We start from the raw sequence: 22,079 nt of genomic DNA, 5'->3' as shown, positions 1-22,079 counted from the left end.
CAGGCCATAGTATGACCAACGTCACGACCCCTATTGACCCTCCGGCCGAGCCCTTCGATCCGTTCTTCTCGCAGATCTACGGCAGCGAGTGGAACGCCTGCGTCGGCAGCCAGGGAAGCGCCGAGAACTACGTTGATGGTTACATGGAGGCCGCGCTTGAACTGGCCAGCGCGGTGATAGATCAGCGCCAATACGGGAAGCGTGATACGCTGGCGATGCCGATCCTTTACAACGCGCGACACGCCGTCGAGCTTTCCCTGAAGTTCGTGATCGACCGATTGGTCGCGGCGGGCGTTGTTTCCCACCCCCATCCGAAAAACCACGATATCAAGTCCCATTGGACGATGATCACCAATGCCCCCCTCGGCGATATGGAATTGCGGAAGCACGTTGCGGATCTCAGTCCTTTCGTAGACAGCCTCCATGACATCGATGAGGATGGTCAGCAGCTTCGGTACGCAGAAACGCAGGACGGCGATAAAAGCCTCGGCGACAAATCGATCTGCAATCTGGAACTCGTTCGCGCGAGCCTCCTGTCCCTGAACAAGACACTACTGGCCATGAAATATCGCGCTATCGATCTTGTTTACGAACGGGCGACCGGGTCCTTTACTGCCGGCTGCTCTAGGCGCGACCTCATTCGAATGGCCAGGATGCTGCCGCCCCCAGATGAATGGTCGGAGGCTGTGTTTACGACCGCGAAAACCCAAGTCATGGAACAGTTTGGCATCGGTAGCAGAAAATTTTCCGAAGCCGTCAGCATTATCAAGGGCCATCGCGAAGCAGGCGGCCTCGTCGGCTTCGAATTTAAGCTGGCACACCTCACAGACGAGCATGCCAAGTTCGTGATCGAAGAATGGATCAAGGCTCACCCAGCGACCGACCGGGGCGAGTTCGACTATTTCAATCGCGACTGGGACAGGTTCCGCAAGTACATGGGAGACATGGCAGCTGCGGTCAAGAGCGTGACTGACACGTTGTCGCCTGAAGAGATAGCCGACTTAGAGACGATCTTTTATATTGGCCGCGACCGCATCTACTGCGAGGGATATGATGAACAGGTCAAGGCGACCCTGAGCGAGCATCGTGTTGCGGGAAATTTGATGGAGGAGGTCCGTCACCTGCTTACCAAGACGAACCTTCTCGACGCCCTAGTGCGCGGAACCGAAATTCTTGGCCGGCGTCGCCTTGCATCGGAACTCCGTGCCCTTCGTCCGGCCGTGACGGCGGATTGATAAATAGGGGGCCGCCTTGCATCGAGCCGCCCGACCGCAATGATCGTTGCCGCCCTTCGGAGGGCTGACCTATTTCCACATGCTTTCCTGCATGTTCTTGACGACTTTGAAATCGTCAAAGTCGGCCCGCGCTCGGAAGGTTTCAACCGAACCGGCCATGCCTCCCAGCGCCTCGGCCACCTGAGCGCGCGTTACCGCACTTCGTGGGCCTACGATCACCGACTTCAACTGAAGGTGTGGAGAGAACGGTAGGAAGTAATGCACTTTGCGCTTTATCTCCTCGCCATTCTCCAGCGGAAGGAAGAACCGATATTCCTCTTCATACTGCCAAGCGTCGAACTTCAACCTAAACAGCCGGTTTAGATGCAACTCACTGACGTCTTCCAAGCTCTTGCACCCAAAGGTCTGCAGCGTTGGGCGCTTCGTAACGTACTCCACCTCGCGGACCCGGGTGGGAAACGTAAAGAACTCAAGGGCGATCCCTGTGTAGCTCGCCCCGTAATGGCTCCACATGAGGGGGTGTGACCACTTTTTGCTCATGCAGATGATCCCAGTGTGGCCGTTCACATGTTGACGCACTCTGCGGAGTTCGATCCGGTCGGCCTTCCGCTTTAGAGCCAGCCCGATAAATTCGAACTCGTCGTTCAGCTCATTAATGCGGGAAATTCGGAGACGACGTTCCCTGATGGCAAGGAGGCCGTATTCTGCGTTGAGGAAGCGATAGAGAAGCATCCGCCTTTCTAATCTTTTTTTACTTGACGACAAAGCCCTCCAGAGAGGTTGGAGATTACCGACTTAGTGGGTATCGAAGTCGTTGTAGGGTGTTTCGAGGACGATACAGACATACGCTTCGAGCAACGCTTGGCGTGTGGGGTTTGGCTCCGATATGTACCGAAAACTCATGCTGCGAATGCGTGCCTTAGCCGCCTTGAAAGCCGCTACAAAGTCAGGATTGAGCATTAGCCCGGCGCGGCTCTTATCGCCCTTCTGATAGCTGGGCTTGGGGTTGCCGGTTGCCTCACGCGCCAGCTTGAATGCGAAGCTTGCCCGGTTGTGGTCGGACGCTGGAACGCAGTGCCAGTCGTAGCGGTTAGTGATGTTCTTGGCCCGCCCGACGTAAAGGTGCTTGTCGCCTTCTGAGAATAGGTAAATGCCGTTAACTCTATCTTTCGGGGCCGCCCCTGAAATTGGCTCCATCGCCATCAGCCGTTCATATGACGGGTGAAGGCTTTCGATGATTTGCTGAAACCTCAAATCCACAAGTGACCTCCCCAAAATTAGTACCTAGTGCTGCCATTCGCGCACTAGTCAAAAACAAAGCGTAGGACAGGGTGCCAGTCGCGAGTGTCGCCTAGGGGCCCCGTAAAACCACCCCGCCCCCCCGCCGACGAACCCCGGCGGGGGTTCAACTTCCGATCTCACACGCGGCCGGCAACGCCGCCCTCAGCCACCGTCTTTTCCACGCTTACCTGACGGAGGCCCAAAGACGTTCTTCGTTAAGTAGTCGATCACTTCGGCGGCCTGTGTTCCTTGCCGGAAGCGACGTTGCTCTTCGAAGTCGATTGACGGCAGCAGATGTATGAACTGGTCATAGCGATAGAGCGAGGCCAGGGCTTCTGGGTCGATCCCGCCTGTTCGGAAGCCCGCGAGGTTGTTGGCGGCGTCAATTGCCGCCCCGATCATTATGTCGGCGAGTTGCACTGCCGGGCTCGACTGGGAATTGACTTGTGTTACCTCACTCAGCTGCAGAGGAAACTTTAGGCTGGCGATTGCAGTCTGCCGGAATTCGATTGCCTCATCGTGGTCGATCAAGCTCTGGAGTAGCTGATGATAAGAGAGCAGATTTTTCGATTGGTCATGCTCGACGCGGTAAGGGCCTCCGGCCATAACTTCCATGCGGGTTATCAGCGATTGCAACACTACGATTGCCGCATCGGTATTCACACCCGGCGTCGCAATGGCATCGAGGCATTCAGGGGCTGCGTATTGGGCCAATGGCCCTAAAACCTCGGGCAACTCGCGCCACCTTGTCTGGCGCGCTGCAGAAACCAGATCCCTTAACGATCCCAGCGTTTTCTGTTTAGCGGCTCGCTGGAAAGCTGCAAGCAGCGCGTCGAAAGCCTCCTTGCCGAGGAGCGTCGGGCCTGCGTAGGACAACATCGACGCCATGGCGTAGTTCTGCCCGTTCTCGTAAAAATTAAAGCCTCGCTCGTAGTAGTAGGGCTCGACGGCGTAGTCGAGGAACATCAGCACCAGCAGGAAACGCTTGTCGCAGACGTAGGTCACGCATTTGTATTCGCTCAGCAAGTCACGTTGCAGCGCGAGAAGCTGTGGACGGTTGACTGGACGCCGTGACAGAGTTCGATACTTGAGTTCCGTGGCCTGAAGCTTGGGGAAATGCTCCTTGATCAGCCGTGCAGCATCTTCATCGCTTATCGCGATTGCAGTTGCGCCCTGAAAGCGCTGATCCGGGTTAAGCAGGTCGTAACCTGTGTACCCGCTCTCGTCGATCCGGAAGCACTCCATGCTAGTTCTATCCAAGCGCTGCAGTTCCCTAAATTGCCTTTTATTCTGCGAACGATGACGGGTCACAACAATCGCCCATCTTCCTTAATGTAGGCGCGTCTGATAGGGGCCCCACAAGAGCATCCTACCCCCACCACCGGCAAACCCGGCTGGGGGGCGGGGCTACCAGCGTGAGCCGAGCGGTGTCCGAGATCCAGACATAGCACCTTCTGGGACTTCGTCTCGTATCCCAGAACAAGCTGGCGCTGGTGGGCTGAGCTTCTCACGAGCATCGCGATTGATGATGTCTGTTACCTGAACAGCTGTCCACGTTCCGCCGCGCGCCGAAGCGACGCCGCGCGCATTGAGCGCCACCGCAATCTGCCTCAGGGATTTGACCCCGCTCGCTTGAATGTCGCGGATGATCGGCAGGATATTTGCTGCAAAGGCGTCGGCCTGTGCCGTGCGAACTTCCCTCGATCTCTGCTGCGCTTCGGCAAGCTTTGGGCCTCCAAGTTGGACGCCGCGCGCCTTTGCCGCCGTTAGGGCCTCCTTGGTGCGCTGGGAGATCATCGTTCGTTCCCTCTCGGCAAAAGCCGCGTAGATGTGCAGCATGAACGGATCGACGCCCGCGCCCAATTCGGCGACGACGAAAGGTATCTGCCGGGACATGAGGTTGGAGATGAAGCTGACGTCTCTCGCCAACCTGTCGAGCTTGGCAACGACCACCGGGCAGCCGCCGTTTCGCTTGGCCGCCGCCAGCGCTGCGGCAAGTTGTGGGCGCTTGGCGAGAGCATCAGAGCCCTTGCCGGTTTCGGCTTCGAGAAACTCGGCGGTGATGTCAAACCCTTCGGCCTCGGCAAAACGGGCGATGGCCTGACGCTGTGCTTCAAGGCCAAGGCCACTTTTGCCCTGACGGTCGGTTGAGACGCGAAGGTAGGAAATGACGGTTTTCATTGAGCGATCCAGCATTGTGTAAGGACTGTATACGCTCGTATACACACCTTACAAGCCCTAAGCGCATTGCATCGCACTACTGCCGGCGCGCAGTCGATTGAAAACACCGGCTTCCACCCCTATTTCGAGGCCACATAAAGCAAAAAGGACCGCCTCAATGGCGTGGGTAAGGCTTGCTAACGACCCGGCTGAGGTTGCCGAAGTCGCTGAGGACTGGGCGCGTTCGGCACACTCCAAATTCTTAGTCGATGAAAACTTGGGGCCAGAGGTGGCTCGTGTGCTCCGCGAACAAGGCTTCAACGTTCGAGACGTTTGGCAAGAGGGCCTCGACGGCAAGAGTGACGAGGCTGTTTTTCAACATGCGTGGCGGACAAGGCGAATATTGCTCACTCATGATACCGATTTCATGGACGACCGCAGCTTTCCAGAGCACTCCAACCCAGGTGTAGTGGTTCTTCCAGGCGGCCACGGCAACGACGAGGCACTGGGCAGGGCTTTGGCAATGTTAGTTTCCTTTATAGGGCGCATGCCAGAGATCTGGCGCAAATCGAAGATCGTCATTGCAGCCAATGGTGAAATGGCGATTAGGTGCCGTCAGGAAGACGGTCGCATGGGCATACAGCGCTATCGAATTGGGCACGGTGCGCCGGAGATCTGGGAAGATGGATAGCCTCGATCAACGGCGCGCCGGGACGCGGTAGCCGGGCTACGAAGAAAGCGTCTTCGGCCTGAACCGATTTTCCCACTCTTCCATAGACATACGTCTCTCGTTGGTCGGCTCGCGGGACGGTTTGCGAACCGTCGCCTCTATCTCGGCTTTGTCAACGATCAGCCCCAGCAGTTTAGCTTTGCCCATGATGGCCGACACGCCTGCGGCCGGGTTCTTGCAGGCGATTGCGAGCTTTCGCATGCCTTCGAGTTCGGCAACCAAATCGTCGACCGTGATCTCCGAACGCTTTGCAGCCGCAGCCTGCAGCTCGGCAACACGGGCGGCGATCTTAGGCAATCTGACCATCTTCGAGGCCTCCACCTCGGCCGCATTGCCGCGCGCAGTGTAGCCAGCCTCAATGTAGGCGCGAGACTGGGGGAGCCCCTCGGCGAGGCCAAGGCAGAAGCGCTCCTGCCGCAGGTTCAATTTGTCGTTTGGCATTGTGGTGTCATATTACCGCGATCTTAGGGATCATGCCATAGGGGTGGCCTGTCTGCGGCAGGAGAACATGAGGAATGACTGATGACAGATAATGACCAGATTTCCGTATCGTCCTTTGGTGCGTGCGCGCGGGCGCGGCGAATATATCGAAATGACGGTCATTTTCTGTCATCAGTCATTCCGGTCGCACGCTCGGCCTCAGCCTTACGCCTTCAATTCCGCGCGCGCCTGACGTTCTCCGCTCCTTCAATCCGTGACGAAGCATGGTCGGCTTGAAGGTTCGGATCGATCCGGGAAGTTCGCCGGCCGCCTTGGCATAGGCAGCCCAACTATCAAATAGCGTCTTCGTAGCTTCCCATTTGTATTGGTTGCCGGGCTCGCAATCGCATTCGTCGGCCAGCCATTGTGCGAAAAGATCCTGATCGGCGAAATAGCCGGCCGTGGCGTCGACGACGCTGGGGGGCCGTACAAGGCCATTCGCGTGCCAGTCGAGGTAGCCGTCGATCATCCAGCGCAGGATCGCTGCCCATTCGCCTTTGAGCTTGGTTTCAAGCTCCTGATCCGGCGCAACGGGCTTGCGTGTGAACGGAACGATGTTGAAGCGTCGGCGCGCCGCGTCGTCAACGGTCCGGAGCTGCGGCTGATGATTGCCGACGATCATGAGTTTGAACGCCGGCTTGTAGGTGAAGAAGTTGCCACGCATGAAGCGGGCGGTAATGGCGTCACCGCCCGTAAGGCTCTTGATGCGGCCTTCAGCCCATGCCTTGCCCTCATCCGTCTCTGAAGCAGTCACAAGACGTGCGCCCCTGAGCATGGCAAGGTCAGTCGGGTGCCGGTCGCCAAACGAAGCGGTGAACGTGTCCATCGGCGCGGTCGTTGCGTAGTCCGCCATGATGCCGGCGATGGTGTTCATAAACACGCTTTTGCCGTTGCCGCCGCCGCCATGCACGAACACAAGCGCATGTTCCCTGATATCGCCGGTGAGGCAGTAGCCGCACCACTGCTGCAGGAAACGAACCATTCCAGCATCCGCACCTGTAGCCTCTTCTAGGAAGCGCAGCCACAGCGGGCAGTCGGCCGTCGACGAAGGCGCAACCGCCGTGAGCTTCGAGATGTGGTCGGCGGGACGGGCCTGGACCAGCGAGCCGTCGCGAAGGTCGATGGTGCCGCCCGGCGTTCCAAGCAGCAATGGGTCCACGTTCCAGATTTCGGATGTGACGGCGAAATTTGGATCGGCTTGCGCAAAGCGTTCCACGCCCGCGACGAAGCCGGTCTTCCGCACAGCGGCCGCCGCCTTGCCGGTGGTGCTTGCGGCCAATTCCCTCGCCAATTCACGCACCAGATGGAAGGTGATTTTCGTGTTGTCCGGCTGCCAACGAGAACCGGTCCACTCATACCACATTCCGGCGTCATGGTCGTAGCGGAGTTCTTCTGAAAAGCGGGCCGCAAAGCTAAGCGCCGCGCCATCTTCCGTGACAGTTACAGTGTCGTCGGTCGGCTTGCGGCGGCGCTTGTTGGGGAAGGCGTCCATCAATAGCTCCTGCCTTGCTGGTGGCGATATTCGACAGCCGCGCGGACGATGTGATCGGGAACAGATTTTGGTTTACGGCCAGCCCAATCGGCGACAAGGCCAGCGCAGCCGGCGTAGAGGTCACTGAGCGCCCCGCAGGTGTATCCGGCATCATCGAGCTTCAGCGTCGCCGCCTGCAGAGCATTGCGCGCCAACTGCACCAGCCGGACGGATACCATCACGTTGATATCGTCCGACGTGAGGTCGGGGCGAAGCGTCGGTGGGGGCATTGGTGCAGACATCGGGCGCGCCTCCGTAGTAGGAGCCGGGCAGTTGACCTGTGCTGCAAACGGGGGGTAATTTCGGGCCGTCTCACCAGCCTGAAAACGACTTTGGTCCGCCGCGCAGGGGTAACTGCCGGCGGGTCTAGGTTGCCTGGTGGGTGCGTTGCTTCGGGATCAGTGTTCTGCCCTGGCTGCGGACCGCCGGCAGGCTGCCGTCCGCGATGCGCCGCAGAACCGTTCGCTGGCTCAGGCCAGTCATGTCGGCGATTTCCTTGATCGAATAGGCAAGCCGGTTGTCAGGCAGCTTCGAAAGGAGGTTCACGATGGGATCAGTGGTGTTCATTGGCTGGCGCTCCTCGAACGGGATGGTCAGCCCATGGCAGCACGTGGCTGTCGCTCGGTCAGTGACCTCAATTATTCAAATCGAGTTACTTGATTTTTTGCCAGACTTCGGCGGCCCGTTCATCGACGCCGACAGCATGCGATAGGCATGCTCCCGTGAAATACCATAGCGCTCCTGAGCGTCTCGAACGCCCGCTTCCGTTCCCCTCTTATCTCGCTGGGCCGCTTCGACAATGGCGACGACCTCGGCCTTGAAGTAGATGTCTTCTGTCGCGCCACCGGGGCGTCGCTGTGAAAACCCAGCCTTGTATCGAGAGTGAGCCAGCCCATGATCGTCATCAGGGACCAGCGTTGCCGCGACTTGCTGCAAAACGTCGGTTGGCGGCTGGCCCGAGCGCAGAACGCTGATCAGGCACCAAAGGCATTCGCGTTCGAGATAGCTGCCTCGCTCCGGAAACCAGTGGCGCGTCCTTCGATCATTGCCACCCTCAAGGAAACCGTTCAGAAGCAATCGGGCCTTCTGTTCGGGCGAAGCGCGAAAGTGCATAGGATAATTGCGCATTTCCGCATCGATGACCTTCGCTATTTGTCGATCAACGTCATCGATGAGCGCCAGCATCGATCCGATATCGCCTTCGGCCTTTCTGCAGGCTCGCTCATATGAATTGAGCGCATTTTTTCTTTTTTTTTCCAAGTCAGCGTATTTCCACGGTGGCCTGATCTTCGGGGATGATCGCTGTTTCATGCGTCTGCACCACGGGCACCATGGTATGCGCAGGGAACCCGGCGGTGCAGGCCGGCATTCGGGCCGTCGCCCTATCCCTGCGCGCTCATTCTGCCGCCACCTTGCGCCGCTCGGCAAGCGAGATCAGCTTGCCCTTGTCATCGCCTTTGGCGAGGAAGTCGGCCCACGCCGTCATCAGCTTGCGGCGACGTTCTAATGCCGTTCCGCGCCGGTAGGCCTGCTCCGACTTGTCGCCGACGACATGCGCCAGCGCAGCCTCCGCGACCTCACGTGGAAAATTGGTGCAGTCGCCGGCCCAATCACGGAAGCAGGACCTAAAGCCGTGAATGGTTGTTTGGTCCTTTAGCTTCCACCGGCGCAACAACATCTCCATCGCGGCTGCCGAGATCGGCCGACCCTTGCGCAGGCCGGGGAAGACATACGGGTTGTCGTTGCGCTTCGGCAGCGAGCGCAGGAGCGCAACAGCCCGTGGCGAGAGCGGCACCTCGTGCCTCCGCCCGGCCTTCATGCGACTTGCCGGGACCGTCCAGACCTGCCGCTCGAAATCGATCTCATCCCATGCCGCGTTGACCGTCTCCCCCGACCGCGCGGCAGTTAGCACAGTGAATTCGAGAACCTTCGCGTCCATGCCACTGGCCTCGCGCAGGCGCTGCATGAACGCAGGCACGCTGCCATAAGCCATCGCACGATGATGGCCGCGCCGTTTCAGCTCTTCCGGCTTCGGCAGGATCGCATCGAGATGGCCACGCCACATGGCCGGGTTCTCGCCCGACCGCCAGCCACGCATCTTGGCGAAGCTGAGCACGCGCTCGATACGACCGCGAAGGCGCGACGCTGTTTCGGGCTTCGCTGACCAGACGGGCTTCAGAACCTTCAGTACGTCTTCGGTCCCGATTGCCGACACCTTCATCGGTCTGAGATGCTTGCAATAGGCTTCGCCGAGCGTCATCTCCCATTGAGCCCGGTGCTTGGCGTTCCTCCACGAGGCCTTCCTGTCATCATCGAGGAAGGCGTTGGTAGCCTCGGCGAAGGTCGGCTCGGCTCCCTCGCGCTCCATCTCCTTGCGCGCCTGCTGCAGGGGATCACGGCCGGCGGCTAGGTTCTTGCGGGCCGCTTCCGCCTTTTCGCGCGCAATGGCGAGGCCAACTGTGGGAAAGGCCCCCAGCCCCATCGCCGTGCGTTTGCCGTCACGCTTCCACATGAAGACCCATGATTTCGACCCGCTCGGCTCGACCTGAAGGTACAGGCCGCCGCCGTCGCTGTGCCGACCCGGTTTCGTTTCGAACTTTACCTCCTGAGCGGAGAGCTTGTTGGTGGGGCGCGCCATTTGACTTGCACCTTTCCTTGCACCTCAATGGTGTCATTGGCGGGCAGTATACGTCAGCGCATGGCGTGTTGGAATGGGAAAATGCGTTGTATTCAAAAGGATTTCTGTGCAACTTGGCACCGGATGTCACTCTAGGGCAACAAGACTACGGCGGTCTCCCTCTCCGCCAGATTTCTCTCCTAACAGATTGATTTTGTGGAATAGTTGTCGACGCCACATGCCTCCTTCCCAATGCAGTTCCCAATTGACTGCAACCCGAAGGAGGACTGGAAATGACCAGCTTTCTGACTCGCCGGCCGCTTGGTTCAAGGGCCGTTTCTCTCGCCGATCCGTACTTATCCGCGCCGTAGTTGCGGCGCCTGTCGTTGGCGCCGCTGCCGTCGCTATACCCGCGGAGACTGCAATCGAGGGCGAACTGCCCGTCCGACATGATCGTTCTGCCGTTCCACCACGCTTACCGCAACAACTTCGGAATGATCCCTGTGCGCACTCAAGACGATTTCATGCTCGTCTCGCCGTCGCACTACGACCCTGAGCGCTACCCGCCGGGCTCTTGCATTCAATAGGTCCGACGCCCACCATTTTAGCCCGCTGCCTCAACGGTGGCGGGGCTTTTCATTTGGCGGTGGGGACTAGCGGGCAAAACGCCGTCGCTTTCGAGTGTCAGCAGATGTGGTAAGGTTGATTGTCGGCGAGTAGCAGAGGTCCAGCAACAATGACTTTGAGACGAACCAGAGCATACGGCGCATCCGGCTTGGTTCTAGCGGTTTGCATTGTATTTGCTTGGCAGAACGCCGCTGCCGCTCAAAATTGCGACGCAGCCGCGACGCCTGGCGTCAATTGGCAGGACTGTGACAAAAAGCTGCTCATCCTAAAAGGACAGGACTTGAGCGGGGCGAACCTGATCGGTGTTGATTTCACTTCGACCGACCTCAGGAACAGCAATCTCCTTGCGGCAAATTTTGAGAAGGCAACGCTTGTGCGTGCTTCCCTGGCCGACTCGACCGCCAAAGGCGCCCGGTTCGACAAAATCGAGGCCTACAGGACCGACTTCAGCCATATGGACGCGCAGGGCGCTGTGTTTACGGGCGCGGAAGTGCAGCGCTCGAATTTCCAGGACGCCAATCTGACCAATGTTGATTTCACAAAGGCGGAATTGGGGCGAGCGCAGTTCCATGACGCCGATATCAGCGGCAGCCGCTTTTCGTTTGCCAATCTCGCGCGGGCGGACTTCCGAGGAGCGACGTTCACCGCGCCGATAGACTTTGGCGGCGCTTTTTTCTTTCTGACCCGTATCGAGGGCCTCGATCTTTCCAATTCGGCGGGTCTGTCCCAGTGGCAGCTCAACATGGCTTGCGGAGACGCCCGGACCGTGTTGCCTTCTGGCTTGACGAGGCCTGAAGATTGGCCCTGTAGCGAACCATAGGCTCGGCGCCGTGTCGCTGCCGGGGCTGAAATCGTCAAGCGCGCCCTTGCGGGGGCGAAGCTTGCCCATCATGCTTTAGCGCATCAATTTGGGAGGCGGCGGCGATGACTGAACGTGAGTACGAGATACTCGCAAATGCTTGGGCGCAGGCAACAGGAGCGCAACAGATCCTTCAGGCGCTTCTCATCATGCTGAAAAAGTCTGGCACGTCGCGCGAGTTTTTGGAGCAGGTGTTTGATCTCGCGGTCCAGCCGCCTGAGGCCATGGCGTTGAGCGACGATCAGACGACTCGGGCGATCACCGTGAGGACGGTTCAGATCGTGGATCACTTTCGCGCTAACGTCCTTGGTTGACGATTAAACCTCGTCCCGGAGCAGCCGCTTGCCTCCTGATGGCCGGCATGGGCGCCTATATGCTGTTTCGCTAGCGCCTTTTCGTGAGGAGACTATGGGCAAGCATTTCCGCGACGAGCAGATCGAGGAATTCCTAAAAGCCTACGTCGCGAGATTCCCGGACGCCGTGGAGCGAATGGAGCATGTCATGTTGAATCCGTTCGACGATAATGACGAGCTGATGTCTCAGAACTTCCGCGAGATTTATCAGGTCGCACAGTCGATGGAATTCTTCACGGCATACGCGACGCATGAGCCGAGTGCGATCCATCATTTGGTCAGGGACGTCTCGAGACGTGTGTCGGATGGGCTTGGCCCTATGGGACCGAGAAAAATCAAATATTGACGCGCCGCCTGGCTGAGGCCTTTATAGCAAGGTGCCCCACCGGAATCAGCCGGTGGGGCTCTTAGAACAGCCCACTTAGGGGACTAGCTGACGGGGCTGTTCGGCGGTGTGACCCGGGGAGGATCACATGTGCAATTTGGCGCCTTCCTTTGCCCGGCACATCGGCCGAACAGATGAGGGCGGTCCCCGGCCTTGGACTCTTGTGTATCGCTGGCAAGAGCTATTCAGGCGGGCCTGGGTAGTAATGCACAATCGCGTCGAGGATCGTTCGATAGAGGCTGTCGACCTCTTCGTCGATGACATCGGCCCACTATTCGGACGGCCATGCGGGATTATAGCACGATTATCCCGGCGCGTTTGTTTAGGCTTCCCTAACGTAATATGATCTCTTGCCAGCCGGCACCCATTGCCGGTTAGGCCCGGCGGTCAAACCCCAAGCCCCCCGCCCTTGACCGCTGGGCCGCCAGTTGCCTCTCCAGCGCGCATTTATGCCGACCGCTGTCTGCCAACGTTGGCGCGACCGGAAAGTGCATCGTTTTACTCAATTTCCAATTGCTGGACTCGCGCGATGCGTCGGTAGTTTAATTTTTGCATCAGGCCAAGGAGGGGAAGGGTCGCGAACTGGGAGGAACTAGACACATGGATTTCGAATTCGACATCCGCCATCCGTCTGACGATCAGCCGTACGAAATCACCTCTTTCGCCCAAAAGTACGGCCTTACGATCCCAATTGCGGACGCCATGCTCTTCGCCAAAGGACCGTCGCGGACGGCGTGCGACGCTGCCGCACTGGCTTTCCTCTGCGCTATTGCCGCACAAGCCAAGAGACAGAGGGCGCAATAGGCCCGCCAGGCGGCCAGCGGGGCTCCTACGTCCGCGAAGCCCTCCGCGCGTCCCGGTGCCCGCCTGTGGCCAGCGCATGCACTGCAACGCCAAACCGCGGGAAAGCCCTTTTTGCTTATCGAGCCATGGCCGGAAATGACCGTGGGGCAGTGACGCCTTGTTGCGTAGCAGCCAGCGCCCGATCGGCGGCTACTAGGCAACGAGGCCGTGCCTGATTTGGTTTACGTCTTCGATCGGGACCGGATGCCCGGTGAGGAAGCCCTGCATCAGATGCACCCCCAGGCGCTGCAGCAACATGTACTGCTCTTCGGTTTCAACGCCCTCGGCGAGCACGACATGACCGAGATTGCGAAGCAGTCCGACCATGTCCCGCAAAAGGCTCAAGCCACGAGACGTCTGGCAATCGTGGAGGAAGCTGCGATCAATTTTGACCACGTCGAATTTGAAACGGCGGAGCCATGTAAGGCCAGCAAATCCCGTTCCGAAGTCGTCCAGCCAGATCTGAACGCCCAATTTTCGCAGCCGCTCCACGTTTCTTACCGCTTGCGCCTCCAGAAAGATGTCACTGCCTTCGGTGATTTCGATGGCCAGTTTCTGTGGCGCAAGGCCATGCCGACTGAGGATTTCGGTGATCCGCAGTGAAAAGTTGGGAACCTTGAGCTGAAGAACAGATACGTTCACGGTCACGACCGAGCCCAATCCGTATTCCGCCATGTCACCGCAGGCTCGATCGATCAGCCACGTACCCAGTTCCACTATCGCTCCGGTTTGTTCGGCAACGGGTATGAATACGGCCGGACTGATCATGGTGCCGTCGAAGTCACATACCCGCATCAGGGTCTCGTGGCCCAGCACTCGTCCAGACGCCAGGTCGCAAATTGGCTGGTAAGCGACAGAAACGAGCTGGCTGGAAACTGCCAGCTTCAGCAGTTCTGAAAGATTTTCGCCGGAGCGATCCCGGCCGGTGGCGTGCGGGTCGTAAATTGTGAACGTAGCCCGACCAGCAAACTTGGACGCATAGAGTGCGCGGTCAGCTTCCTGCAGCAGGATTCTAAGTTCTATGCTCTGATCGGCGCGCGTCAACGAGGCTCCGGCACTGATCGTGACAATGTTGAGCTTGTCGCCCCGATCGGGGTGGTAGATCTCCAAATCCTCCACAGCGCGACAAAATTGCTGCGTTATTTCATGAAGGTGAGCCCGTCCGGTGACCTTGCAGAGAATGACGAATTCTTCTCCGCCATAGCGAGCCGCGACGGCGTCGTTCGAAGCCGCCATCTCGGAAAGGACGTGAGCGAGTTTGATCAGACAATCGTCGCCGGCCTGATGACCAAGTCCGTCATTGAACCTTTTGAAGTAATCCACGTCGATCAGAATAAGGCCTATCTCGTCGTCGTCCGCGACCCAGTCTTCGCGCAGCTCCGAGAATTCTCGAATGATCGCTCTTCGGTTTTTCATTCCCGTGAGCGGATCGGTATCCGCGATTTCGGTTAGCTTCTGCCCCTTCTGGATAGCAGCCTGCTCCTGAATCTGTGCCCGGAGTGCGTGCAGGAACGTCTGGTACCGCTCAAGGCTCAGTCGCCAGGAAAGATAAAGCGACAACACCAGGCAGTTCACGAAATAGGCCGACAGCACAACCCGGCCCGCGATGTCGGCCTGAAGGGAGAACATCGCGGCGTACACAAAGCTTGCGGCGACCGTCGCGGAGGCTATGGCCGAAAGCCAGAACCGGAAGTTGAAGAACAAGTTCGCACCCAGGATGAATACGGTGCCAAAAACCATGAAATGGGAGAGGGCATCCTGATGCTCTGTTCCACGAGCGGATACGAGCCATCCAAGGGCACCCGAGACAATCGCCAGTGCTGCTACAAGGTGCAAGGTGGCAAGGGCGAAGCCTCGCCGGGCGACAAATTCGACGAGCGCCAGGGACGTGACCCCTAGCATAACGCGGGTCAAAAGAAGCCGATCCGCGATATCCGGAAAAAGAAACCAATCGAAGAGGCCATAGGCCACATAGCTGAATACGGCAGCCGCAATTCCCCATCGCACGAGACTGCGATTTTTATCGGCATCTTTCTGCAGGAACAGTGCCAGCAGTTCCGGATCGGCCGAATGCCACCGCGGGCGTGCAATTGCAGCCGCCACCTTCTGGGCAACGTCCTCACTCAGTTGCATTGCAACGCTCCTCCGCGATCTGCAGTAGCGAATGCAATAGCCGAGGTCGCCCGCCATCGGACAATGAAGGCACCACTGTCCGCAAGAAAAGTCGGATGTCGCTAACCGACGGTAAACAGGCGGTTCGGATTTAGCCGGTTCAGGAGGTGGATGACCGCTCAATTGGCTAAAGTTTTACTAAAGTTTTACTAAAGTTTTATTAAAATAGTTCGCGTCGTGCAGCGCCACACCTATGCTGTTTGACGTGGGCCGGGGGGCAAACCAGAGGGTAAACGGCATGCCTATCGACCCAAAATTGCAGCTCGACGAATACAGCCTCGTCACCACAAGGCTGATGAAAAAACATGCCGATACGTCTGAAGGGACGGCCGACTCCGACGAGTTGAGGAACAGCGCGGTCCAGCTCGCATTGATACTGGATCTTGCTTATCAGGCCTTCGTGCGCCGCAAGCCGGCCGCCCTCACCGTCGACCGCCTGGCAGGCAGACTCCATAAGCTTCGCCGGCAGGTTGCTCCCGCGGTCTGGCAGAAACTCGTCCCTTTGGCTCAGCAGCACCGGGTCGCGGAATATTTGATCCAGGACCCGTTCACACGTTGGTCGGTCGAAAAACCTCGTGGGTATTCTGGCGATGCAGGCCTGCTGGACATTTACTACAAGCATCCCACTGCCGACGATATCGTGGCTTCATCGACCTCGCTTGGTCGGCAAATTTACGCGTACACCAGTGAAGCTGCCAGTTCGGTGGCGGGGCGCGAGCGGCGGGATATTCTGGCCAGGACAGTGGACGAGACGGCCAGCAATGTGGAAAAGGCGGAGGTGCTGGCGATTGCCTGCGGCCACCTGCGGGAAGCCGAACGCTCCGACGCGTTGGCCAAGCGTAAATTGCAACGTTGGATCGGCCTGGATCAGGACCCCGTCAGTGTAGCGACTGTGAACCACGACTTTGCCGGCACGGCAGTCGAAGCAATCCAGGGCTCTGTACGCGGCATTCTGCGCCGCGCCTACGCTCTTGGCACATTCGATCTCGTCTACGCATCGGGGCTTTACGATTACCTGCCGCGTGCCACTGGCGTGCGCCTGCTGCAAAGAGCCATGGAACTCGTCAAGCCTGGTGGCGAATTCCTGTTTGCCAATTTCAGCGACGAGATCACGACGGATGGGTACATGGAGACCTTCATGGATTGGCCACTCATCTTGCGTTCGGCTGACGATATGCGGGACATCATCAATGCCGCCCTCGGCGGGAGTTCTTTCGAAGCGCAGGTATATTATGGCTCGAACCGGAACATCGTTTACGGCAAGGTCAGGAAAGGCGACCTCTAGCGGGGCACGGGGGCGGTAGATCGCGCGCGCATCCGCGTAACAAGGTGCGGCCTGCCACGCGCGATGGATACGCTCGAATGGTCACTCAGGGAGCTGATGCTCTACGATGTTCCGGCAAGGAACGATGCAGCGATGAGGTCGTCGCCATCAATGCGACCCTGGCCGTAATCCATGATGGCCGCGACCTTCTGAAAAGTCTGCATTTCGCCTTTTGTAATCTGCGCTTCCAGCATCCTTGCCTTGAGGTCGGCGATGCGGGTCCCCAAGGTGTCGGATTTTCCAGTCTCGGCTTTCAACATGATGTCTATCCATTTGACGTGAGAGCCCGTCGCCACGTAGGCGACGGGCTCGGACCAGGAAACCGCAGGTGGTCAGTCGTAGACCTTGATGATTTTGTGAGTGCCGGGATCGACGATGACCGTGCGGTTGTCGACCACGGTGTACCGATACTTGACGTCGGGAATTTCGTGAAGCTCGACCGTATCGGGCAGCGCTGTACCGATGTTGAGTTCCACGCCGGGAATCTTCACTGAAGCAAGCGGCTGCTTCTTCACATAGGTGCGGATCACCGTTTCCTGTTCAGGCTGGATGATGATGTCTTCCGCCGCGGCTGCGCCGATGCCTGCCAACAACAGAAGAGTCGCGGCAGCGCCGGTGAGATACATTCTCATAGTTTCCTCCTTCATGAGATTGGCGCAGGACGCCATGCCCTGTGCTCGAAGGCCAAACCTGCAGTAAGTTCAAACGTTCCCCGGGCTGGACTTCAGTCTGATGTCATTGGACTTAGGTCCGATCCAAAAACGCAACGGTCTTGCCTGCAGTTTTGCCTGGAACTTCCCGCCTCGAGACCTGTTGCATCCTCAATACTTCGGAGAAATCAAACGGATAGGGGTGTTGGCCAAGCGCGATTGCTTAAGCTTCCTAGGACTGCGGTAGATGCCGCAAAGTGGAACACGCCCAGCGAGCCTATCTCCCTCCCGGCCATCCCCAGGGCACGAATCCGGACGGTTTGATCCGCAGGTGCCGCATTATTGAGCGCCGATACGGTCACAACGCCCATTTTAGGCATCATGGCTGCCAGCGCTTCAGATGATCGATCAGCGCGCGCAGCTTCGGCGCGACATTCCTGCGGCTGGGGTAATAGAGGTAGAAGCCGGCAAAGTGCGGGCAATAATTCTCGAGCACCGGTATCAGTTCGCCGCGTTCCATTGCCGGGCGAAAGCTCTCTTCCATGCCGAAGCTGATCCCGGCTCCGGCGACAGCCAGCTTGACCATCAACGCCATGTCGTTGGTGGTGATCTCGGGCGCGACATCGACGCGGAATTCCTTGCCGTTGTCGGCGAATTCCCATCGATAGGGCGCGGCAGTCGGCGCCGGACGCCAGCCGATGCAGCGATGGCGGGCAAGGTCCGCTGGATGCGAAGGCACGCCGAAGCTGTGGCGATAGGCGGGCGAGCAGACGACAATTTGCCGCTCGTCGCCGGCAACCGGCACGGCGATCATGTCCTGTGCGATGACCTCGCCCAGCCGAACCCCGGCATCGTAGCCTTCGACCACGATGTCGAATTCTTCATCGGTCACCGTAACATCGAGCTGGATCTCGGGATTGGCTTCGACAAAGGCCGCGAGAAACGGTCCCGACAGGAAGCGTTCGGCAATCGAGGATACGGCCAGCCGCAACTGCCCGCGCGGCCGGTCGCGCAGCGCCTGCGTCGCGTCGAGGGCGGCGCGCATGTCGGCAATGGCCGGTCCAACTTCCGCATGCAGCCGCTCGCCCGCCTCGGTGAGGCTGACGCTACGCGTGGTGCGTTGCATCAGGGCGATGCCGAGGCTCTCCTCCAACTTCCGGATCGTCTGGCTGACGGCCGAGCGGCTGACGCCCAGCCTGTCGGCCGCGGCGCGAAAATTCCGCTCCTCGGCGACAAGCGCAAAGACCACCAGGGCATTGATATCGGGCGACATTGGTTAGCTTAGCTTTCCACGGTGCATCGAACTGGGCGTCTTATCGCAACAATGCCTCTGCGCTATCTCCTTTGGCAACCACCTCGCAGTCCGAACATCAAAGGAAGTCGCCATGTCCCTCGACAAAGTTGTTCTCATCGCCGGTGCCTCCAGCGGCACCAGCCAGACGCATCCTTACGTTGGCATGTGGGTCACTGCCGACCGCAATATCCGCCACGAACTCCTGGCCGACGGCCGCTATATCGAGGCAAGGGGGAAACGCGAGCGCGCCTATCTTGGGCGCTATGTCGTGACCAGCAACCATATCGACTATTGGGACGACACCGGCTTTACCGCCGACGGAGACTTCGTCGACGGGGTGCTGCACCACGCCGGCATGATCCTGTACCGGGACGAATGACGAGCCGCGCACCAGACGGAGTGGCGCGAACGGATTTCTAAGCCTTTGCTGTTATTCCGTCGTCAATGGGTGGAGTTTCCCGACAGTTGTCGCAGCGCGCATTCTTCATCCTGCTCATCCTGCTGGCGGTGGTTGTCGCGTTGTCGGCAACACCCTTCCCCGGGGGGATGATCGGCTTCCTGATCGCTATCGCGGGGACCTTCTTCGTCGCGATACCGGGAGCCCGGGAGCCGCCATCGGCGAGGCACTGAACCGGACAGGCGTTCCGGTGACGGGAGAGCAACTCGTCTGGGCTGCGGGCGGCCTCTACGCCGTGTTTGTTCTTGCCGCGGCCGTGCACTCCTGGCTGCGGCTCCGGCGAGGCGACATGAACGGAGCACGATCAGCGGGATTGCGGGTGGTCCTTCTCCTCGCCCTGCCGCTGATCGCCTGGCTGTCCGTCCATGCCATGATGCGCGCGTGGCCCTGATCCCGTTCAGCTCTCGAAATAGCGGGCACGGTCGAGATCGGCGATGAGCCCGGGCCCGGTCGGCAGCCATCCCAACTGAGCCTGGGTCTGCTCGCTTGAAGCCAATAGATCCCTGCCTATGAAATGGCCGAGGAAACCGAAATGCCCGGCCGCCTCCTCGTGGCTCCTGGAAACGACCGGCAGGTTGAGGCGGCGACCGATTGTCTCGGCGATGTCCCTGGTCGCCACGCCCTGTTCGGCAACCGCATGATAGCTCGCGCCGCCGGCTCCCTTCTCCAGTGCCAGCCTGTACAGCGTGGCGGCGTCGACCCGGTGCACCGCCGCCCAACGATTCACGCCGTCGTCGATATAGGCCGAGACGCCCTTTTCACGCGCAATGGCAATCAGCATCGGCACGAAGCCATGGTCGCCGTCGCCATGGACGGTCGGCGCCAGCCGCACCGTCGATGCGCGCACCCCGCGCGCGGCGAGCGCCATGGCCGTCACTTCCGAAGCGCGCGGCATGGAGGCCGATGGAGGCGCGGGCTTGTCGTCTTCGGTCGCTGGCCTTCCCTGCGCAAATCCGGCGAGCCCGGAGGTGACAAGCAGCGGCCGCTCGGAACCTTCCAGCGCCGCGCCGAGCGTCTCGATGGCGCGCTGGTCCGCCGCGCAACTGGCAGCGAATCTCGAAAAATCGTGATTGAAGCCGGCATGGATGACGCCGTCCGCTTGCGCAGCGGCACTGCGCAGGCTGTCCAGATCCTCGATGTCGCCGCGATGCGCCTCGGCCCCCGCGGCGACGATCGACTTCGCACCCGCTTCCGAGCGCGCGAGACCGAGCACTTTGTGACCCGCATCAAGCAGCTCACGGACAATCGCCGAACCGACAAAACCGGTGGCGCCGGTTACGAACACACGCATGATGGTTTCTCCTTGGCTTTTATCGAAGGCCGCGCACGCAGCCCGTTGCTCAAGGAGATAATTGGTTGAGATCATACGATCTATGCTGTAAAATCCGAGATATCTTCGCAATCGTCCGAGAACGCGCATGGATCCGCTGTCAGACGTGCTGTCGCTGCTGAAGCCGCGCAATTACCTCTCGGCCGGGCTGGAAGCCGGTGGCGACTGGGCGATCCAGTTCCCCGACCAGCAGGCCGCCATCAAATGCGGTGCCGTGGTGTTAGGTCGATGCTGGCTGTCGGTCGAGGGCGTCGCCAACGCGGTGCGGCTGGACGTCGGGGACTGTTTCCTCTTGCCGCGCGGCCGGCCTTTCCGTCTTGCCAGCGATCTCGCACTGCCGACGGTCGATGCAAGCACGATCTTCTCACCGGCGCGCACCGGAGGCATCACCACCCACAATGGCGGCGGCGATTTCCTGCTGGTCAGCAGCCGGTTCGCGCTGTCCGGCGACCATGCCGGCATACTGTTGCGGATGCTGCCGCCCATCGTTCACATCCGCGCCGAGAGCGACCATTCGGCACTGCGCTGGCCGGTGGAGCGGATGATGCAGGAATTGCGCCAGCGGCGACCTGGCGGCTTTCTCATCGTCGAGCATCTCGCCCACATGATCCTGATCGAGGCCTTGCGCCTGCATATGGAAGCGCGGCACAGCGTCGGCTGGCTGTTCGCGCTGACCGACAGGCAGATCGGCGCGGCGATCGGCGCCATGCACGAAGACCCGGCCCATGCCTGGACGCTGCAGAGACTGGCGGAGCGCGCCGGCATGTCGCGGTCGACCTTCGCCCTGCGTTTCAAGCAGACGGTCGGGGCGTCACCGCTGGATTATCTGACGCGCTGGCGCATGATGCTTGCCGGCGACAGGCTGATGCATTCCGGCGATCCGGTGTCGGTCATTGCGCTGTCGCTCGGCTATGAATCCGAAAGCGCCTTCAGCACGGCGTTCAAGCGCGTCATGGGCTGTTCGCCGCGGCAATACGGCCGGCGCCTGGAGATGGACTCGCCGGCGCAAGGCGAACGCGAAGCCGCTTGAGGGTATCGCGGGGGAGCGGCTACGGCCAAAGTCCCTTCGTGGCCTTCAGGTTGCTATCGATATGCTCGCCATAGAAGACGTCCTGATCGTCCTTGTAGCCCTGCTTGAATTTCCTGGTGGCCATGTTGTTCTTGGTTTTCTTCGCGCCTTGATTATAGGCGATGGCGACATAGACGCTTTCATCATGCGTCAGGCTTTTCTTGCCCGCGCCATAGAGCGCCTTGGTCTGCACCGTCAGTTCCGACATGCCGCGGCTGAGCGTGCCTTTCCAGGTCGCCCACTTCTCATTGATAAAGTAGTCCTTGTCCCCGTCGAAGAACTGGATGTCGTACTGGAACATGCCGAAGCCATGGCAGAATTTGTCGGGGTTCTTGACGACGGTCTTGTAGCCCGAATTGATCGCGGCGATGCGCACCAGAGCGGCGCGGGCTACCTTGAACATTTCCTTGCCCCTGGCATGGCTTTCAAGGTCCGCCCGGTTTTTTGGCCAGGCGGACGCACGCTTGGGAAAATCGATCGTATCGCCGACGCAGACGGCAAGCACCTCTTCGGGTTTTGCCGTCTTGTACATCTTTGCCCAGATGTAGAAGGTTTCCTGGATGCCTATCGAGATCAGCAAATTCTTGGTGATCGGCGTGCCGGCGACCGCAGCGTCGATATCCGCACCGAAATTCTTGTTCATCCAGATCATCGCATCCTGCATGGCGGTGGTCATGGCTGT

General features: G+C 59.4%; 26 protein-coding genes. 10 read left to right on the top strand and 16 right to left on the bottom strand.

Translation table 11 applies throughout. The features are described 5' to 3' along the window. Positions 1-11 precede the first annotated feature (11 nt). The gene (locus tag ACWGTO_RS00350) at positions 12-1,235 is read left to right on the top strand and encodes a hypothetical protein (RefSeq protein WP_454572908.1); all 1,224 of its coding nucleotides are present in this window, start codon (positions 12-14) and stop codon (positions 1,233-1,235) included. Between the two features lie 69 nt (positions 1,236-1,304). On the opposite strand, the gene ACWGTO_RS00345 is transcribed toward ACWGTO_RS00350, so the two are convergent. The 4 genes from ACWGTO_RS00345 to ACWGTO_RS00330 form a co-directional block, all read right to left on the bottom strand. After that, positions 1,305-1,967, bottom strand: coding sequence for a DUF2971 domain-containing protein (locus ACWGTO_RS00345; RefSeq protein WP_454572907.1), 663 nt, complete (start codon positions 1,965-1,967; stop codon positions 1,305-1,307). Positions 1,968-2,030: 63 nt separating this feature from the next. Beyond that, positions 2,031-2,495 (bottom strand): hypothetical protein, encoded by a 465-nt coding sequence (locus ACWGTO_RS00340; RefSeq protein WP_454572906.1) that lies wholly within the window; start codon positions 2,493-2,495, stop codon positions 2,031-2,033. Between the two features lie 183 nt (positions 2,496-2,678). Further along, positions 2,679-3,761 (bottom strand): hypothetical protein, encoded by a 1,083-nt coding sequence (locus ACWGTO_RS00335; RefSeq protein ID WP_454572905.1) that lies wholly within the window; start codon positions 3,759-3,761, stop codon positions 2,679-2,681. Positions 3,762-3,923: 162 nt separating this feature from the next. Beyond that, entirely contained in the window at positions 3,924-4,697 is a 774-nt protein-coding gene (locus ACWGTO_RS00330; protein ID WP_141906813.1) for a recombinase family protein, read from the bottom strand. Between the two features lie 157 nt (positions 4,698-4,854). Between ACWGTO_RS00330 and ACWGTO_RS00325 the strand changes: the two genes are divergently transcribed. Next, on the top strand, positions 4,855-5,367 hold the full coding sequence (locus ACWGTO_RS00325; protein ID WP_454572904.1) for a DUF5615 family PIN-like protein: 513 nt from the start codon (positions 4,855-4,857) through the stop codon (positions 5,365-5,367). Positions 5,368-5,403: 36 nt separating this feature from the next. On the opposite strand, the gene ACWGTO_RS00320 is transcribed toward ACWGTO_RS00325, so the two are convergent. From ACWGTO_RS00320 to ACWGTO_RS00295, 6 genes are all read right to left on the bottom strand, one after another. Continuing rightward, a complete protein-coding gene (locus ACWGTO_RS00320) occupies positions 5,404-5,832 on the bottom strand; it encodes a terminase small subunit (protein ID WP_454572903.1) in 429 nt (142 codons plus the stop codon). Positions 5,833-6,022: 190 nt separating this feature from the next. After that, a complete protein-coding gene (locus ACWGTO_RS00315; protein ID WP_454572902.1) occupies positions 6,023-7,378 on the bottom strand; it encodes a phage/plasmid primase, P4 family in 1,356 nt (451 codons plus the stop codon). After that, a complete protein-coding gene (locus tag ACWGTO_RS00310) occupies positions 7,378-7,659 on the bottom strand; it encodes a hypothetical protein (protein ID WP_454572901.1) in 282 nt (93 codons plus the stop codon). Before ACWGTO_RS00310 ends, ACWGTO_RS00315 begins: the two co-directional genes overlap by 1 nt. 124 nt (positions 7,660-7,783) lie before the next feature. Then, complete coding sequence (locus ACWGTO_RS00305; protein ID WP_454572900.1) at positions 7,784-7,984, bottom strand: helix-turn-helix domain-containing protein; 201 nt, start codon at positions 7,982-7,984, stop codon at positions 7,784-7,786. A 75-nt stretch (positions 7,985-8,059) separates the two neighbouring features. Further along, positions 8,060-8,677 carry a hypothetical protein gene (locus ACWGTO_RS00300; RefSeq protein ID WP_454572899.1) on the bottom strand — a complete coding sequence of 206 codons (618 nt, stop codon included), beginning with the start codon at positions 8,675-8,677 and terminating at the stop codon, positions 8,060-8,062. Between the two features lie 136 nt (positions 8,678-8,813). After that, positions 8,814-10,055, bottom strand: coding sequence for a tyrosine-type recombinase/integrase (locus tag ACWGTO_RS00295; RefSeq protein ID WP_454572898.1), 1,242 nt, complete (start codon positions 10,053-10,055; stop codon positions 8,814-8,816). Positions 10,056-10,770: 715 nt separating this feature from the next. On the opposite strand from ACWGTO_RS00295, the gene ACWGTO_RS00290 reads away from it, so the two are divergent. From ACWGTO_RS00290 to ACWGTO_RS00275, 4 genes are all read left to right on the top strand, one after another. Continuing rightward, positions 10,771-11,481, top strand: coding sequence for a pentapeptide repeat-containing protein (locus ACWGTO_RS00290; RefSeq protein WP_454572897.1), 711 nt, complete (start codon positions 10,771-10,773; stop codon positions 11,479-11,481). 104 nt (positions 11,482-11,585) lie between these two features. After that, positions 11,586-11,834: a hypothetical protein gene (locus ACWGTO_RS00285; protein ID WP_454572896.1), complete on the top strand. Its 249-nt coding sequence runs from the start codon at positions 11,586-11,588 to the stop codon at positions 11,832-11,834. A gap of 94 nt (positions 11,835-11,928) precedes the next feature. Further along, the gene (locus ACWGTO_RS00280; RefSeq protein ID WP_454572895.1) at positions 11,929-12,219 is read left to right on the top strand and encodes a hypothetical protein; all 291 of its coding nucleotides are present in this window, start codon (positions 11,929-11,931) and stop codon (positions 12,217-12,219) included. Between the two features lie 639 nt (positions 12,220-12,858). Beyond that, positions 12,859-13,062, top strand: coding sequence for a hypothetical protein (locus ACWGTO_RS00275; protein ID WP_454572894.1), 204 nt, complete (start codon positions 12,859-12,861; stop codon positions 13,060-13,062). Between the two features lie 192 nt (positions 13,063-13,254). On the opposite strand, the gene ACWGTO_RS00270 is transcribed toward ACWGTO_RS00275, so the two are convergent. Next, the gene (locus ACWGTO_RS00270; RefSeq protein ID WP_454572893.1) at positions 13,255-15,234 is read right to left on the bottom strand and encodes a putative bifunctional diguanylate cyclase/phosphodiesterase; all 1,980 of its coding nucleotides are present in this window, start codon (positions 15,232-15,234) and stop codon (positions 13,255-13,257) included. A gap of 277 nt (positions 15,235-15,511) precedes the next feature. On the opposite strand from ACWGTO_RS00270, the gene ACWGTO_RS00265 reads away from it, so the two are divergent. Beyond that, complete coding sequence (locus ACWGTO_RS00265; protein ID WP_454572892.1) at positions 15,512-16,558, top strand: class I SAM-dependent methyltransferase; 1,047 nt, start codon at positions 15,512-15,514, stop codon at positions 16,556-16,558. A gap of 101 nt (positions 16,559-16,659) precedes the next feature. Here the strand turns inward: ACWGTO_RS00265 and ACWGTO_RS00260 are convergent, their stop codons facing one another. From ACWGTO_RS00260 to ACWGTO_RS00250, 3 genes are all read right to left on the bottom strand, one after another. After that, entirely contained in the window at positions 16,660-16,857 is a 198-nt protein-coding gene (locus ACWGTO_RS00260) for a hypothetical protein (protein WP_454572891.1), read from the bottom strand. Between the two features lie 72 nt (positions 16,858-16,929). Further along, a complete protein-coding gene (locus tag ACWGTO_RS00255; RefSeq protein ID WP_454572890.1) occupies positions 16,930-17,229 on the bottom strand; it encodes a DUF1236 domain-containing protein in 300 nt (99 codons plus the stop codon). A 397-nt stretch (positions 17,230-17,626) separates the two neighbouring features. After that, on the bottom strand, positions 17,627-18,520 hold the full coding sequence (locus ACWGTO_RS00250; RefSeq protein WP_454572889.1) for a LysR family transcriptional regulator: 894 nt from the start codon (positions 18,518-18,520) through the stop codon (positions 17,627-17,629). A 112-nt stretch (positions 18,521-18,632) separates the two neighbouring features. On the opposite strand from ACWGTO_RS00250, the gene ACWGTO_RS00245 reads away from it, so the two are divergent. Both ACWGTO_RS00245 and ACWGTO_RS00240 read left to right on the top strand, forming a co-directional pair. Next, positions 18,633-18,920, top strand: a complete 288-nt coding sequence (locus ACWGTO_RS00245; protein WP_454572888.1) for an Atu4866 domain-containing protein — start codon at positions 18,633-18,635, stop codon at positions 18,918-18,920. A gap of 86 nt (positions 18,921-19,006) precedes the next feature. Further along, positions 19,007-19,171, top strand: coding sequence for a hypothetical protein (locus ACWGTO_RS00240; protein ID WP_454572887.1), 165 nt, complete (start codon positions 19,007-19,009; stop codon positions 19,169-19,171). A gap of 224 nt (positions 19,172-19,395) precedes the next feature. Here the strand turns inward: ACWGTO_RS00240 and ACWGTO_RS00235 are convergent, their stop codons facing one another. Next, entirely contained in the window at positions 19,396-20,289 is an 894-nt protein-coding gene (locus ACWGTO_RS00235) for an SDR family oxidoreductase (RefSeq protein WP_454572886.1), read from the bottom strand. Between the two features lie 127 nt (positions 20,290-20,416). Here ACWGTO_RS00235 and ACWGTO_RS00230 point away from each other — a divergent pair, with 127 nt between their 5' ends. Further along, positions 20,417-21,358 (top strand): AraC family transcriptional regulator, encoded by a 942-nt coding sequence (locus tag ACWGTO_RS00230; RefSeq protein ID WP_454572885.1) that lies wholly within the window; start codon positions 20,417-20,419, stop codon positions 21,356-21,358. Positions 21,359-21,377: 19 nt separating this feature from the next. On the opposite strand, the gene ACWGTO_RS00225 is transcribed toward ACWGTO_RS00230, so the two are convergent. Continuing rightward, positions 21,378-22,073, bottom strand: a complete 696-nt coding sequence (locus ACWGTO_RS00225; RefSeq protein WP_454572884.1) for an SH3 domain-containing protein — start codon at positions 22,071-22,073, stop codon at positions 21,378-21,380. Positions 22,074-22,079: the final 6 nt, after the last annotated feature.

Source organism: Mesorhizobium sp. PL10, from assembly GCF_053714315.1.
Note: the sequence above shows the minus strand (reverse complement) of the source record. Positions and strands in the feature narration are given on the sequence as shown.

Bases quoted from the DNA above. Each gene is read 5' to 3' on its own strand.
- ACWGTO_RS00350 (WP_454572908.1), top strand. From the start codon at position 12: ATGACCAACGTCACGACCCCTATTGACCCTCCGGCCGAGCCCTTCGAT.
- ACWGTO_RS00345 (WP_454572907.1), bottom strand. From the start codon at position 1,967: ATGCTTCTCTATCGCTTCCTCAACGCAGAATACGGCCTCCTTGCCATC.
- ACWGTO_RS00335 (WP_454572905.1), bottom strand. From the start codon at position 3,761: ATGGAGTGCTTCCGGATCGACGAGAGCGGGTACACAGGTTACGACCTG.
- ACWGTO_RS00330 (WP_141906813.1), bottom strand. From the start codon at position 4,697: ATGAAAACCGTCATTTCCTACCTTCGCGTCTCAACCGACCGTCAGGGC.
- ACWGTO_RS00325 (WP_454572904.1), top strand. From the start codon at position 4,855: ATGGCGTGGGTAAGGCTTGCTAACGACCCGGCTGAGGTTGCCGAAGTC.
- ACWGTO_RS00315 (WP_454572902.1), bottom strand. From the start codon at position 7,378: ATGGACGCCTTCCCCAACAAGCGCCGCCGCAAGCCGACCGACGACACT.
- ACWGTO_RS00310 (WP_454572901.1), bottom strand. From the start codon at position 7,659: ATGTCTGCACCAATGCCCCCACCGACGCTTCGCCCCGACCTCACGTCG.
- ACWGTO_RS00305 (WP_454572900.1), bottom strand. From the start codon at position 7,984: ATGAACACCACTGATCCCATCGTGAACCTCCTTTCGAAGCTGCCTGAC.
- ACWGTO_RS00295 (WP_454572898.1), bottom strand. From the start codon at position 10,055: ATGGCGCGCCCCACCAACAAGCTCTCCGCTCAGGAGGTAAAGTTCGAA.
- ACWGTO_RS00290 (WP_454572897.1), top strand. From the start codon at position 10,771: ATGACTTTGAGACGAACCAGAGCATACGGCGCATCCGGCTTGGTTCTA.
- ACWGTO_RS00285 (WP_454572896.1), top strand. From the start codon at position 11,586: ATGACTGAACGTGAGTACGAGATACTCGCAAATGCTTGGGCGCAGGCA.
- ACWGTO_RS00280 (WP_454572895.1), top strand. From the start codon at position 11,929: ATGGGCAAGCATTTCCGCGACGAGCAGATCGAGGAATTCCTAAAAGCC.
- ACWGTO_RS00275 (WP_454572894.1), top strand. From the start codon at position 12,859: ATGGATTTCGAATTCGACATCCGCCATCCGTCTGACGATCAGCCGTAC.
- ACWGTO_RS00270 (WP_454572893.1), bottom strand. From the start codon at position 15,234: ATGCAACTGAGTGAGGACGTTGCCCAGAAGGTGGCGGCTGCAATTGCA.
- ACWGTO_RS00265 (WP_454572892.1), top strand. From the start codon at position 15,512: ATGCCTATCGACCCAAAATTGCAGCTCGACGAATACAGCCTCGTCACC.
- ACWGTO_RS00260 (WP_454572891.1), bottom strand. From the start codon at position 16,857: ATGTTGAAAGCCGAGACTGGAAAATCCGACACCTTGGGGACCCGCATC.
- ACWGTO_RS00255 (WP_454572890.1), bottom strand. From the start codon at position 17,229: ATGAGAATGTATCTCACCGGCGCTGCCGCGACTCTTCTGTTGTTGGCA.
- ACWGTO_RS00250 (WP_454572889.1), bottom strand. From the start codon at position 18,520: ATGTCGCCCGATATCAATGCCCTGGTGGTCTTTGCGCTTGTCGCCGAG.
- ACWGTO_RS00245 (WP_454572888.1), top strand. From the start codon at position 18,633: ATGTCCCTCGACAAAGTTGTTCTCATCGCCGGTGCCTCCAGCGGCACC.
- ACWGTO_RS00235 (WP_454572886.1), bottom strand. From the start codon at position 20,289: ATGCGTGTGTTCGTAACCGGCGCCACCGGTTTTGTCGGTTCGGCGATT.
- ACWGTO_RS00230 (WP_454572885.1), top strand. From the start codon at position 20,417: ATGGATCCGCTGTCAGACGTGCTGTCGCTGCTGAAGCCGCGCAATTAC.
- ACWGTO_RS00225 (WP_454572884.1), bottom strand. From the start codon at position 22,073: ATGACCACCGCCATGCAGGATGCGATGATCTGGATGAACAAGAATTTC.